The sequence below is a fragment of the Devosia sp. ZW T5_3 genome (assembly GCF_044987315.1).
In the GTDB taxonomy this organism is placed as follows: domain Bacteria; phylum Pseudomonadota; class Alphaproteobacteria; order Rhizobiales; family Devosiaceae; genus Devosia.
Genome location: NZ_JBJDRE010000013.1, coordinates 86688 through 99877, shown reverse-complemented (window position 1 = coordinate 99877; position 13190 = coordinate 86688). Strand labels below are relative to the sequence as shown.

Annotated in this window: 13 protein-coding genes; 5 read left to right on the top strand and 8 right to left on the bottom strand. The window is 61.7% G+C overall.

Features of this window, described 5'->3' with window-relative positions:
* Positions 1-55: 55 nt before the first annotated feature.
* The 3 genes from ACI3KW_RS16630 to ACI3KW_RS16620 are packed head-to-tail and all read right to left on the bottom strand — an operon-like array spanning position 56 to position 3437.
* Positions 56-1318 carry an ABC transporter substrate-binding protein gene (locus tag ACI3KW_RS16630; RefSeq protein WP_404849006.1) on the bottom strand — a complete coding sequence of 421 codons (1263 nt, stop codon included), beginning with the start codon at positions 1316-1318 and terminating at the stop codon, positions 56-58.
* A 23-nt stretch (positions 1319-1341) separates the two neighbouring features.
* Entirely contained in the window at positions 1342-2511 is a 1170-nt protein-coding gene (locus ACI3KW_RS16625) for a mandelate racemase/muconate lactonizing enzyme family protein (RefSeq protein WP_404849005.1), read from the bottom strand.
* Positions 2508-3437: a dihydrodipicolinate synthase family protein gene (locus ACI3KW_RS16620; RefSeq protein WP_404849004.1), complete on the bottom strand. Its 930-nt coding sequence runs from the start codon at positions 3435-3437 to the stop codon at positions 2508-2510. The genes ACI3KW_RS16625 and ACI3KW_RS16620 overlap by 4 nt, the downstream gene beginning before the upstream one ends.
* Positions 3438-3566: 129 nt before the next feature.
* Here ACI3KW_RS16620 and ACI3KW_RS16615 point away from each other — a divergent pair, with 129 nt between their 5' ends.
* The gene (locus ACI3KW_RS16615) at positions 3567-4466 is read left to right on the top strand and encodes a 2-dehydro-3-deoxygalactonokinase (RefSeq protein WP_404849003.1); all 900 of its coding nucleotides are present in this window, start codon (positions 3567-3569) and stop codon (positions 4464-4466) included.
* Positions 4467-4512: 46 nt separating this feature from the next.
* Here the strand turns inward: ACI3KW_RS16615 and ACI3KW_RS16610 are convergent, their stop codons facing one another.
* Positions 4513-5454 (bottom strand): AraC family transcriptional regulator, encoded by a 942-nt coding sequence (locus ACI3KW_RS16610; RefSeq protein WP_404849002.1) that lies wholly within the window; start codon positions 5452-5454, stop codon positions 4513-4515.
* Between the two features lie 97 nt (positions 5455-5551).
* Here ACI3KW_RS16610 and ACI3KW_RS16605 point away from each other — a divergent pair, with 97 nt between their 5' ends.
* The gene (locus tag ACI3KW_RS16605; protein WP_404849001.1) at positions 5552-6310 is read left to right on the top strand and encodes an SDR family NAD(P)-dependent oxidoreductase; all 759 of its coding nucleotides are present in this window, start codon (positions 5552-5554) and stop codon (positions 6308-6310) included.
* Positions 6311-6370: 60 nt separating this feature from the next.
* Here ACI3KW_RS16605 and ACI3KW_RS16600 read toward each other — a convergent pair whose 3' ends face one another.
* Entirely contained in the window at positions 6371-7087 is a 717-nt protein-coding gene (locus ACI3KW_RS16600; protein WP_404849000.1) for an MnmC family methyltransferase, read from the bottom strand.
* Between the two features lie 173 nt (positions 7088-7260).
* On the opposite strand from ACI3KW_RS16600, the gene ACI3KW_RS16595 reads away from it, so the two are divergent.
* Positions 7261-8154, top strand: a complete 894-nt coding sequence (locus ACI3KW_RS16595; protein WP_404848999.1) for an arginase family protein — start codon at positions 7261-7263, stop codon at positions 8152-8154.
* 11 nt (positions 8155-8165) lie between these two features.
* On the opposite strand, the gene ACI3KW_RS16590 is transcribed toward ACI3KW_RS16595, so the two are convergent.
* The 3 genes from ACI3KW_RS16590 to ACI3KW_RS16580 all read right to left on the bottom strand — a co-directional run bounded on the left by ACI3KW_RS16590 (position 8166) and on the right by ACI3KW_RS16580 (position 10885).
* Positions 8166-8987: an ABC transporter permease gene (locus ACI3KW_RS16590; protein ID WP_404848998.1), complete on the bottom strand. Its 822-nt coding sequence runs from the start codon at positions 8985-8987 to the stop codon at positions 8166-8168.
* Entirely contained in the window at positions 8984-9739 is a 756-nt protein-coding gene (locus tag ACI3KW_RS16585) for an ABC transporter ATP-binding protein (RefSeq protein WP_404849060.1), read from the bottom strand. The genes ACI3KW_RS16590 and ACI3KW_RS16585 overlap by 4 nt, the downstream gene beginning before the upstream one ends.
* A gap of 117 nt (positions 9740-9856) precedes the next feature.
* Positions 9857-10885: an ABC transporter substrate-binding protein gene (locus ACI3KW_RS16580; protein WP_404848997.1), complete on the bottom strand. Its 1029-nt coding sequence runs from the start codon at positions 10883-10885 to the stop codon at positions 9857-9859.
* 392 nt (positions 10886-11277) lie between these two features.
* On the opposite strand from ACI3KW_RS16580, the gene ACI3KW_RS16575 reads away from it, so the two are divergent.
* Both ACI3KW_RS16575 and ACI3KW_RS16570 read left to right on the top strand, forming a co-directional pair.
* Positions 11278-12285, top strand: a complete 1008-nt coding sequence (locus tag ACI3KW_RS16575) for a helix-turn-helix domain-containing protein (protein WP_404848996.1) — start codon at positions 11278-11280, stop codon at positions 12283-12285.
* Between the two features lie 278 nt (positions 12286-12563).
* Positions 12564-13187 (top strand): outer membrane protein, encoded by a 624-nt coding sequence (locus tag ACI3KW_RS16570; protein ID WP_404848995.1) that lies wholly within the window; start codon positions 12564-12566, stop codon positions 13185-13187.
* Positions 13188-13190: the final 3 nt, after the last annotated feature.

Sequence of the window (13190 nt, the reverse complement as noted above, 5' to 3'; positions counted from 1 at the left end):
AATCTGCGGGTGATGGATGAGGCCGCCCCATATCGGGGCGACCTCCATGCGCCTGCTATTGCAGGGCTTCGGCCTTTTGCTGGATCACGGCCACGACGTCTTCGGTTGGCAGCTTTTCGATCAGCATGCGCTGCAGCTCTTCGGCAGCCATCTTGGTGAACTCGTTGTTCTGCGCTTCGAGCCCGGTGGGAATGCGGTCGACGCCGGCAGCCGAAGCGGCGGCGGAAGCATCGATAAGCAATTGCATATGCGGCACGGCCTTGAAGGCGGCTTCGCTCACCGCGCCGGGCTTGGGAGCCGGGGAGGCGCCCAGTTCGGAATAGAGCTCCTGGAATTTCTGGCTGGTGGCGAGCTGGATGAACTCCCAGGCCAGTTCCTTCTTTTCGGCCGGCGTTTCGGAGGCCAGCGTCAAAACGTTGGACGAACCACCCAGCGGGGGCGAGAGCGGATCGGCGGCGAACTTGAGGTTCTCCTTGATCCCAGGCTCGGCGCGCTGGACGAAGCCGTTGATCCACGGCCCGTTGATGCGCATGGCGACCTTGCCCTCCATGAACAGCTGGTCGGTATCGCCGCCCACCATGCCGAGTGGGGTCAGTTCCTCTTCCACCAGCGTGCGCCAGCGGTTGATGCCTTCGATGGCTTCGGGCGTGTTGATCGTCACCTTGCCCTCGGCATTGGTCCAGCGACCGCCGGCCGACAGCACGAACATCAGCACGTCATTGGTGTAGCTGGAATTGGCGGTGGCCAGATGGATGCCGGTGCCATAGACGTCCTTGATGCCATCATTGTCGCGGTCGATCGTGGTGGCTCTGGCGGCGGCCAGGAACTCGTCCCAAGTGGTGGGAACCGCAACGCCGGCTTCGTTCAGCAAGGCTTCGTTATAGGCCAGGATATAGCCGAAATAGAGCATCATGATGCACTGGGTCTTGCCGTCCCAGGTGCAGGCGCTCTGGCCGGCCCAGCCGGTCAGGTCCAGGCCGGATTTCTCGATCCAGGGGTCGAGGTCTTCCAGCCAGCCATTTTCGGCAAAGGTCTGGTATTCGAACGAAGTCAGGTGCACGATGTCGGGCGGTGCACCGGCCGCGAACTGGGTGATCATGGCGTCGCTATAGCCATCGCGCGGCACCAGCGTGAAATCGATCTTGACGTCCGGGTGGGTGGCCTCGAATTCCTTGATCAGCAGGTCCCACCAGTCGCCATAGCCCTTTTCGCCCTTTTGCCAGGAAACGAAACTGAGCGTGGTCTGGGCGACGGCTACGCCTGGTAGCAGGATGGTGCCAGCCAGCAACAGGCTGGCCAGGGTTTTGGTAAGTTTCATGACGTTCCTCCCGATTGTCATAGTTACTTGTGCATGATGGCGATGGCTTCGGCCGATGGTTCGGCGCCGATGCCAGGTGCGTCAGGGACGATGTAGCGTCCCTCCTTCACTTCGAGGGCAGTGGTGATGTAGGGCGCGTTGCGCGCCATCACCGAGTGCTGGAATTCGTGGGCGCGGACATTCTGCAGCACCGCGCTGGCCTGCAGGCTCGCCGCAAGGAAAATGCCGGTGCCGATCGTGGCATGCGGAATGACCGCGCGATGATGGGCCGCCGCAAACAGGCCCATGCGATGAAAGGCGGTAATGCCGACATGGCCCATTTCGGGCTGGATGATGGCCAGCGGCCCCGCTTCAAGCCGGCGGCGCACATCGAATACGGTGCGCCATTCCTCGCCCGCAGCGATCAGCGCCGGGGCATGCTCGGCCGCCCGGGCAATGCCTTCGATATCCTCGGGCTTGCAGACCGCTTCGAGGAACCAGGGATTATAGGGCAGGCATTGATGCGCCAGCGCAATGGTCTCGACATCCGAGAGCGTCCAATGCAGGTCCGCGGCAATCATTGCCGTTGGCCCCAGCGCCTCGCGCAAGGAGCGGAATTCGGCGACCACGCCGTCATCGGCGTGTGGCGAGGCAAACTTGAACTGGTTGAAGCCCTTGTCCTGCCAGCTCTTGGCAAAGGCGGCGCGCTCGGCCAGCGAGGGACCGGGAATGCCTGAGACATAGGCCGGAATTTCGGTGTGGCGGGCGCCGCCCAAGAGCTTGGCGACAGGAGCGTTGCGCAGCTTGCCGCAGATATCCCAGAGGGCAATGTCCACCGCTGCCAGGGCGTCGTGGTAATAGCCACCATCGTGGCCGCGCACGCGCATCAGATCATAGAGGTCTTCATAGATCACGCTGACATCGAACGGGTCGCGGCCAATGACGAAGCCCGAGAGCAGATCATCAATGATCGCCATCACCGCGGCCGGCGCCACGATGCCATAGGTCTCGCCCCAACCCACTGTGCCATCCACCGTCTCGATACGGCAGATCACCGTGCGGTCCTTGGTCGGGTAGACGGTGCGATTGCCGCCGCGGACGAAATATCCGGCCGCATTGGTGGTTTCGCCGGGCTTGGGACCACCGAGATAGGGCTCGTCCTGACGGGCGATCTGGATGGTGAAGCTTTCGACGGATTTGATGCGACTGGTCATCTTGCCTCTCCCACGGCGCGTTGCGTCTCTACCGGCTCTACTGTCAGCAGATCGGCAATCTCGGTCAGCATCATGTCGATTTCTGCATGGCCCTGGGCATCGAAGGCCGGCAGCGGTGCGCGAACTGCGGCGGAGGTGAAAACGCCCCGGCGCACCAGCACTTCCTTGGTCAATGCCATGCGATAGATCATCTGCACCAAAAGGATTGGCAGCGAGCGGATATAGAGCTCGCGCGCCCGTTCAATGTTCCCGTCCGTGAAAGCCCGGTATAGGGCGGCATGCAGATCGGTGATTTCGACGGCGGGCATCAGCGCAATGGCGCCGCGCTGCAGTTCATCGAGAACATAGCGCGAGCCACCGCCACCCATGACGCCAGCGAGCCGGTCGCCCGTAGCATCGATCAGCGCCGTGATACGCGGACCCGATGGCAGAGTTTCTTCCTTGACGTAGCGGATGGCGGGCACGGCTTTGACCACTTCGGCAATCGTGTTCACCGGCAGGCCCGAGCCGACCGGTGCGGGCGCATTCTGCAGAATCAGGTCGAGACCGCTGCCCTTTGCAACTGCCGAGAAGAAGGCAATAAGCGCACTGAGATCGCTCCCAACGCTGGCCGGGGCCATTACCATCGCGGCCGTCGCGCCAGCGGTCTTGCCGCTCTGGCAGAAGGCAATCGCCTCGGCAGGAGTCGCGGCACTAGCGCCGACGATGAAGGGTTTGCGACCCGCCAGCGTCCTGCCCACGACTTCCACCAACGCCTGCCGCTCCTCGGCGTTCAGATAATCGAACTCGCTCGCCACACCGGGGAACACCACGCCATCTGCGCCGGCCTCAAGCGCAAAGGCCGTCACGCGTGCCATGGCGGCCGGGTCGACCCCGCCTCCAGCAGCAAACGGCGTTGGCAGAACTGGCAATACCCCGAGCAGCATGTTCGACGACCCTTCATACTAGTTCCATTATGTGGAACCATATTCTTTTATGTGGAACAACATACATGAGCTGTGCTAGCGGTCAAGTGCGACCCGCGCGGTCCACCTTTCCCCATGCAAGGAGTGCCCATGCTCATCGGTGTAGAATGGACGTCATCGAGTTTTGGTGCGGAGCTGATGGACGACGAGGGCGAAGTCCTCGCGCAGGCGCATCACCCAGTCGGAACAAATGCGGTCGGGGGTGGGGACTTTGCGAAGCACTTTGCCAAATTGCTGCCTGCGGATTGGCTCGGACAGGCGGATGCGGCCTATCTTTCGGGCATGGTTACCGGGCGCAATGGGTGGGTCGAAACCGGTTTTGTGCCCGCACCGGCCGGATTTGGCGACCTTGCCGGCGCCGCGACGACACTGCCAGGCGAAGGTATCCCGCACGTCTTTTTGCCCGGCGTATCAACGACAGGCGCACTGCCTGACGTAATGCGCGGCGAAGAACTCAAGGCACTGGCGGCCGGTGATGGGATGGCCAGTGCCGTCGTGGTGCTACCCGGTGCGCACACGAAATATGTGAGCATCGCGGGTGGCCAGATCACCGGCCTGGCGACCTATATGGGCGGCGAAATAGCCAACCTGCTGCGCAAGGATTCGCTGGTCAGCCGGCTCATTCCGGCAGATGCCGCTATTGACGATGTAGGTTTCGAGCGTGGCCTGCGCACGGCCTGGCTCGGCGACATGCCAGGCGGCCTTCTGCGCCGTGTCTTTTCTGCGCGGAGCCTCGTGCTCTTCGAGCGCATGCCGGCGAACGAGATCAGCGGTTATATTGCCGGCCTCCTGATTGGCGCGGAAATTGCCGAAGCCCAGGCCGAATGGCCCCTGCAACAGGCGCCGGTCCTCGTCGTTGGTGCCAGCCCAGAAGCGCTGCGCTATCGGAGAGCGCTCGAGCTTCGCGGCATATCCGCACGATCAGTGACCGCCGCCACCGCCCCAAGTTTTGCGCGGCTGCACGCAAAGCTTGTACACCGGCTAAGCTAGTCTACTGAGGCAACGTGCGACCGGGGTTTGACGGACTTATGCAACTTCAGGCGATAGCGCCTTCAAATTCCTTCGCCATGCCGGACAGGCCCGGCGTTTCGCGGGCGTAGCGTGCCGGGGACACACCAACGTCACGCAGGAAAGCCACGCTGAAGGCACTTGCCGAACGGTAGCCAACCTGCCGGGCAATTTCACCGACACTTGCCTCTCGCTTGCGCAGCAAGTCCTTGGCCAAAGCCAGTCGCCAGGCCTTCAGATATTCCATCGGCGCCATGCCTATTGCGCTTTGAAAGCGCTCATGGAAACCCGAGCGGGACAAAGCTGCCTCGCGCGCCAGTTCGGCCACGGTCCAGCCGCGTCCGGGTCTTGCATGCATATTCCGTATCGCCACGGCCAGCCGCTCGTCCGACAGGCCGCGCAACAATCCCGGTGAATCGCCCAGTTCGGCCGTCGAGCGCAGCGCCTCGATCAGCAGCACTTCCAGCAGATGCTGCAACACCACCTCTCGCCCCGGCTTGCTGCCCACCGCCTCGTCACCCAGCAATTGCATCAGCATAGCGAGGCGATGTTCGCCCCGAACCACCACCAGTTCAGGCAGCAGCGACGACAATAGCGTCGCGTCTTCGGACTGGAATATGCAATAGCCCACCAGCGCCCGCATATCGATCGGACCATCGATACTACCGACGCGATACCCCCCTCCGGGTAGGATGACCGGATCGATCACCAGGTCATTGTCAGCGCTGGGCGCCTCACTCCACATCATGAAGTCCTGCGCCGAAGGGATGAGGATAAAGTCGCCCGCATTGACGATGACCTCGCCGCTTAGCTGATCCCGGTAGCGCAGGCTCCCCTTGAGCACAGCAACATAATAGGGGTTGGGCGATTGCGTCCGCCGCACACGCCATGGCCCCGATCCAGTGACACATTTGGAAAACGGTGCGCCCGGCTGCAGCAAGCCAACGATCTGCGCAAGAGGATCAGCCATTCTGGACTCATTCGACATAATCTTGGACGTTTAAATATAGAGCGTCCAGCTGCCCATGACTATCTCCTGTTCGGCCAATCAAGAACAGGATCACGCCATGCCTCAAAATTCACGCATTGCCCTCGTCACCGGCGCCAATCAGGGCATCGGGCTGCAGATCGCAACCGACCTTGCCGCCAGCGGTCTCACGGTGTTGCTCGGCTCGCGCAACCTCGAGCGCGGTAAATCGGCAGCCCAAACCCTTGCCGGCGATGTTCACCCTATCCAGCTCGATGTCACCGACGAAGCGTCGATCCGTGCCGCCGTCGCACAGGTTGAACGGCAATTTGGCCGCCTCGACATTCTCATTAACAATGCCGCCATTTCCCGGGCCAATGGCCAGGAGGTCGAGACCATGCAGGACTATATTCAGCGTTCGCGGGCCACACTGATCCCGGTCGACGAAGTGCGCACTATCTGGGAGACCAATGTTTTCGGCGTCATCGCCGTCACACAGGCTTTCGTGCCCCTGTTACGCAAATCGGAAGCCGCACGCATCGTCAATGTATCGAGCAATCTCGGCTCGCTCGCCATGCTTTCACCGACCAACCCCTACCGGGCAACGTTCAACCCTGGCTATGGCGCCTCCAAGACCGCGCTCAACGCCATCACTCTGGCCTTTGCCATCGATCTTGAAGCCGAAGGCATCAAGGTCAATGCGGTGACCCCTGGCTTCACCAGCACTGCACTCAACAACTACGAAGGCACGGAAACCGTCCAGCAAGGCGCCGCCGAAGCCGTCCGCGTCGCCCTCCTCGACGGCGAAGGCCCCACCGGCACCTTCACGGGGTCGGTCAACGAAACCCAACCCTGGTAATCTGACCATGGCCCCGCCGGCGCCCTGCCGGCGGACTAACACGGCAGCAGATCGCGATTTCTATAGTTTCCTCGATGCGGAGCGAACTCCAGGCGAGTGCGTAATTGGGCGGGTGGCCAGCCAGATGACGTGGCGGGAGCCTCGGCTCTTGCCATTGGCGCGGATCCGCTCTTCCTCCACCGTAAATCCGGCGCGTTGCAGGCGCTGGGTGAAGGCTCGATCGGGTGCGGAGGCCCAAATTGCGAGCACGCCGCCCGGACGCAGCGCAGCACTGGCGGCTTTAAGGCCGGTCATGCTGTAGAGCGCGTCATTGGTCTCGACAGTCAATCCATCGGGACCGTTGTCGACGTCGAGCAGGATGGCGTCGTAGCTCGCCTTGGCCGAATTGATCAGCCGGCGCACATCGACGACCTTGATGTCGACGCGCGGATCCTCAAGGCAATCGCCGAAAATGGGCGTCATTGGGCCCTTCGCCCAGGCCACCACGGCGGGCATCAGCTCGGAAACGGTGATGGTGGTGGTTTGCGGGAACTCGGCGAGCGCCGCACGCAAAGTGAAGCCCATGCCGAGCCCACCGATCAGCACGTGGGCATTCGGCCGATCGCTGATCCGCGCCCGTGCCAGCCCGGCCATTGCTTCTTCGGACCCACTGAGCCGGCTGTTCATCAAGGCAATCGTGCCCAGCATGATAGAGAATTCGTCGGCGCGCTGGATCAGGCGGATATCACCGCGGCCATCGGGGAGCGGGACGGTATCGATCAGGACCCAGGGGTTCACGGCAATTCTCTCGGAAAATTATGGAATTACGTATCCAGCCTCTACCGCCGCGGCGCAAGCGAAAGCCGGCAAGGCCTTGCCATTGTCCCACTTCAAATGCGGCGTGGCAGGGAACAAGGCGCAGCAGCGACCGTTGTCGAAGGACTGACTTAAGCCACAAACAGGAGGCGCCCATGCCCGGCCCCTATGCTGTTCTCGAAGCTCCTTCCACGCTGGGCCTGGCGACCGAGGGCGTCGAGCGTCTGGCTGGTCGGCTGCTTGATCTTGGTCTTGCGGAGCGTATTCACGCGCGCCGCGCCGGACGGTTGGGCGTGCCTCGCAAGGACCCCACGCCCGATCCCGAGACCGGTGTTCTAAACGCCACGGCAATTGCGGCGTGGTCGTCCAAGCTCGCTGACGCGGTGGAAGCGGTGCTCGATGCGGGAGAGTTTCCGGTGGTGCTGGGCGGCGATTGTACGATCCTGATTGGCTCGATGCTCGCGCTTCGACGGCGCGGCCGGTATGGCCTGCTCTTCATCGACGGCAATGCCGATTTCTTCCAGCCCGCGGCAGAACCCAATGGCGAGGGCGCCTCCATGGATCTCGCTTTCGTCACCGGCTACGGGCCGCCGCTGCTGACCGACATCGAAGGGCGCAAGCCTCTGGTCCGGCCTGAAGACGCTGTCGCGTTTGCCTATCGCGACCACAAGGATCAGGAGGAGTATGGCAGCCAGCCGCTCCCCGCAGAGCTCAAGGCGCTTGAGCTGCCTGCCGTGCGCGCCAAAGGCATCGAGGCCGCCGCAGGCGAAGCGGTTGATCACCTGACGCGAGGCGAACTGGACGGCTTTTTCATCCATCTTGACGCCGACTGTCTCGACGACGCGATCATGCCGGCTGTCGATTTCCGCGTACCGGGCGGGTTGTCGTGGGACGAACTAGGGGCCGCGCTGCGGATTGCGCTGGCCAGTGGCAAGGCGGTCGGACTTGAGATCACCATCTACAATCCGCGCCTTGATGAGGATGGCAGCGCCGGGCGCGGCCTGGCCGACGTGGTTGCCGCAGCGCTCGGAGCGGCAGCGCGCCATTGATCTTGCTCGGATCAGTTGCTCATTGTCGAGCGGTGCGCCCAGCCGGTCATCCGCTTCTCCAGCCACGCCATGAGCGCGTACATGGTGATGCCCTCGATCGCGAGCATCAGTAGCCCGGCAAATACCAGCGGCACGTTGAAATTGGATTGAGCAGACGCCATCATGTTGCCCAAGCCGTTGTTGGACGCCACGGTTTCACTGACCACCGAGCCGACAAAGGCCAGGGTGATTGCCACCTTCAGCGAGCCGAAAAAATACGGCATCGAGCGCGGAATGCCGACCTTGAGCATGATGTCGAGCTTCTTTGCGCCGAGCGCCCGCAACACGTCCTCGGTCTCCGGCTCGATCGTGGCGAGGCCCGTCGCGACATTGACCACGATGGGAAAGAACGAAATCAGGAACGCCGTCAGCACTGCCGGTACGGTGCCAATGCCGAACCAGATGACCAGGATCGGTACTAAAGCTACTTTGGGAATTGCATTGAAGCCGATCATGATCGGATAAAGCCCGGCATAAATCGTCTTGGACCAGCCGATGAACAAGCCTATCCCCAGTCCCGCGACGACGGCGATAAGGAAGCCCAACACGGTGGTATAGAGCGTCTGCAGGGAGTTTTTCCAGATCGGCGACCAATATTGCACGATCGCTTCGAACACTCGGCTTGGCGCCGGAAAAATCGTATGCGGCAGGCCCGAGAGCCGCACCCCGACCTCCCAGATCACGAACAGGCCAATCGTGTAGAGCAGCGGCGCGAGGCGCAGCCAGTTGATCTTGAACGCAACCCGCGGCGCCGGCGGGGTCGATGCGACGGTGACGGTTTCGAGATTGGTCATGCGGCGACCCTCGCGACAGCAATCTCGCCATGCAGCGCCTGCACCATTTCGTTGAATGCCGGCTGATAGAGAATGTCGAGCTGCCGTGGCCGCTCGAATGGCACGACATATTCGGAAATAACCCGCCCCGGACGCGCACTCATCACCACGACCTTGTCGGCCAGGAACACGGATTCCCGCAGGTCATGGGTGACGAGAACAATGGTGACATCCTGGCTGGCGTGCAGGTCCCGGATCACGCACCACAGCTCTTCGCGGGTGAATGCGTCCAGCGCGCCGAAGGGCTCGTCCAGCATCAGCAGTTCGGGCTCATGGATCAGTGCCCGGCAAAGATTGGCCCGCTGCTGCATGCCGCCGGAAAGCTGCCAGGGAAACTTGTCGCCAAAGCCCTTGAGCCCAACCGTTTCCAGCAGCGCCTCGGCCTTTTCGACATATTCCTTCTTGTGCGCCCGCAGCCGATGGCGGTGTCGCTCCACAATTTCGAGCGGCAGCAGGATATTCTCCAGCGTCGTGCGCCAGGGCAGCATGGTCGGGTTCTGGAACGCCATGCCAACGATCGAAACGGGCTTGCTCACTTCCTGGTTGGCAACGATCACCGTACCGCTCTGGGGAATGTGCAGCCCGGTCGTCAGTTTCATCAGCGTGGACTTGCCACAGCCGGACGGCCCCACCACGGCAACAAATTCGCCGCGCTCGATCCGCAGGTTGAGGCCGCTCACGGCCAGCGTTCCGCCCGGTCCGCCATAGCGCATGTCGACATTTTCAATGGAAACCAGGGGCATGGCGGTTCCGGTATTGGAGAAAATTGCGGTGCCGCGCTGCTCGCGGCACCGTTCCTCCCCCTGTCCGGGGGAGGCTGGGAAGGCCGCTTAAGGCAGCATGCGCTCTTCAGCGGGGGGCAAATATTGTGCGTCGAACACGTCCGCCGCGGTCACCGCACCCTTAAGGCCGAGCGACAGTTTCAGCGTCTCGAGCGACGCGGTGAGCCGGGCCTCATCGATGCCGCCAAAGCCATGTTCGACCACATAGGGCGTCTTGATGTTCATCTCGTTGGCCATGGTCAGGCGCGCTATTTCGGTATCGAGGTTCAGCGTCTCGTTGCGAGCCAGCACCGCCGCGGCGCCCGCCGCCGGATCAGCCACCGCATCGGCAAAGCCCTTGGCCAGCGCCCGGAGGAAGCCCTTCACGACGTCCGGGTTCGCTTCGGCAAAGGTTTCGTTCACCAGGATGGCATTGCCATAGAGGTTGAGGCCGTGGTCGGCGAACAGGATGGTGGAAATATCGTCTTCCGGCACGCCATTGGCGATCAGGTTGAGGATAACCGAAAAGGCAAAGCCGAACACGCCATCCACATCGCCCGAAGCCAGCATCGGTTCGCGCACCGGGAAGCCGATATTCTCTATGGTAATGCTGGAAGCATCGATCCCGGCTGCCGGAATGAAGGCCTTCCACTGGGCAAAGGCGCCGTCCGGCGGCGGCGCGCCCAGCTTCTTGCCTTCCAGCGATTTGGGATCGTCGGTAATGCCCAGCGACTTGCGGCCGATGATCGAAAACACCGGCTTGTCATAGACCATCATAATCGACTTGACCGGCTGGGCCGGATCTTCATCGAGGAACTTGATCAGCGAATTGATGTCGCCAAATCCGAACTGATAGGCGCCGGTGGCGACGCGCGGAATGGCTTCTACCGAGCCATTGCCGGTGTCTATGGTCACATCCAGGCCTTCTTCTGCAAAGTAACCCTTATCCTGCGCCAACAGGAAACCGGCAGCCGGGCCTTCGAAACGCCAGTCCAGCGTCAGCTTGACGGCGGTCTGGGCAAAGGCCGGCACAGTGGCGAAGCCTGCCAAGGCAAATGCGGCAAGGGTGGAGGCAGAAAACAGCCTGCGATTCAGCATGAATGTGGACCCGATGTTTGTTGTTCCGCCAAAACAAAGCGTACAGAATTTCGCAGCGCAAGGATAAAACGCACAAGGCGTCGCCAGAAACTTCGATTGCCTAAATTAGAAGCAAAATGACCCAAGAATTGCCCCCGTTGTGATCACGACAAGCGCCGTAGCAAGTGCCGCACCACGGGGACGCCCCACTCGGCCGGGGGGCAGCCCCGGCCATATGAGAGCGGCCGTCCAGATCGACCTGGCAGTTTTCCAAATGCTTCCGGTCCGCTAAATAGTGGTCAATGTTCCATTTCAGGTGATTTCTCAGCAGGCTGATTAGAGGACAAGTCCCGCTTGCTTTGCACCGGTCACTTTCGCAGCGACGGGCACACTGAAATTGTGAGTGTCTTGCCATGAACGACGCACATCCAACCCTGGTGTTCAAAACCAACACCCGAGAGCTGCCTTTGAAACGGGCGCTGGAGTTCTGGCAGGACTCCGCCGGCTCGCTGTATGACGTCAATCTTGCCCGGCCCGAAGCATTTCACACGACGCACACCACCTTCCGCGTCGGCGAATTGCTGCTGACATATTGCCTTAGCGTTGCCCAGAAACTGAGCCGTTCCAGCTATCGTATCGGGGCGGACGGGTACGATCATTTCGAGGTGCAGTTTTTCCTGGCGGGCCAGTGGAGCCGCCAGGACGGCCGCGGGGAGGCACAAGCGGGGCCGGGCGATCTGGTCATTCACGACGCCGGGCAGGCTCATGCGGGATCGGCCAGCGACTTCGCCAATCTGACCCTGTTTGTCCCGAGGTCCCTGCTGGCGCCTTTGCTCACTCACCCGGACGAGCAGAATATGCGGGTTCTTGCCGCCGACGAGCCGATGGTCACATTGTTGCGCAACCACATGGTCGCGCTCTGGCGTGCGCTGCCGCTGCTTGACGAGCAGCAGGCGGCCGCTCTTGCGCTACCCGCTGTGGAACTCGTCGCCGCTACGCTGAACGGAGTAAAAAGAGCTGATCTATCGCTGGGGGTAGCCGCTGCCCAGCTTGGAGAAATCCGCCGCTATATCGATGCGCACGCCCTCGATCCGAACATTTCTCCGGCCCAGATTGCTGCCGCCTTCGGCATCTCGCTGCGCAAGCTCACCTATCTGTTTTCCAGCGAGGGGGGCGTTGCGAGCTATCTTCAAAAGCGGCGGCTGAACCTGGCGCGCGCAGCTTTGCGCGACCCAGCCCAATCCCACAAATCAATAGCGGAAATCGGGCTCGAGCACGGCTTCATCTATGCGCATAATTTTACGCGCGCATTTCAACGCCTGCATGGACTTACCCCACGTGAAATCCGCGTTTTGGCGCAAAGTGGCCGAACGGGCGAATCGGCGAACTGGTTCGATCGGGCCACGCTTTGGGGGCGATAGGGGCTCGTGCCCTGGCCCGGTGACGTGACGTTGCGCGTCCGGAGTATTTTGCCCGGTCCGGTTTGCGCATTGAGATAGATTCGCCACGCGTCGCCCCTGGCGGCTTATCTTTACGGCCCAAATTTGATTTTTTGACCTCGATTGCGCAGCGGATCGGGGCCTCGTCCTATTGAGCGTCAGGCATTCGGAGAAGCTCGGCAGGTCAGCTTGCCGGCGCGTGATGCCGCCTGTCCGCTATCTGCCAATGCCACGAATTTCAGCAGTTGGAGTATGCCATTATGAAAAAACTCGTTCTTTCCGCCTTCATCGCGCTTGGCGCGTCGACGGCACAAGCCGCCGATATCATTGCCGCACAGTCTCCGCTTCCAATCGTGCCCTCCTCCTATGCATGGTCCGGCGCTTATCTCGGTATCCAGGGCGGCGGCGCCTGGGCGAGCGGCGAGTTTTCCGGCCTTGGCATCTCCAGTTCCGAGGAAGCCAATGGCGGCATTTTCGGTGCTTTCGCGGGCTACAATTACCAGTTGGACAATAATGTCGTGCTCGGGATCGAGGGCGACCTCGAATACAATTGGAACGAACAGGAAATCTTCGGTGCCCAGTTCGGCACCGACTGGGCGGGTTCGGTGCGTGGCCGCCTGGGCTACGCCTTCGATCGCGCGCTGATCTACGCCACGGCGGGCTGGGCGACGACGCAGGGCTATGTGGATTTCCCGGGCCTTGGCAAAACCGAAGAAACCTTCAACGGCTACACGATCGGCGCGGGCGTGGATTACGCCTTCACCGACAATGTGTTTGGCCGCGTCGAATACCGTTACAGCGACTACGGCGACAGCGATCTTGGCGGCGTCAATGTCGCTGTCGACCAGCATGCTCTCAAGGTCGGTCTCGGCATAAAATTCTAGGCC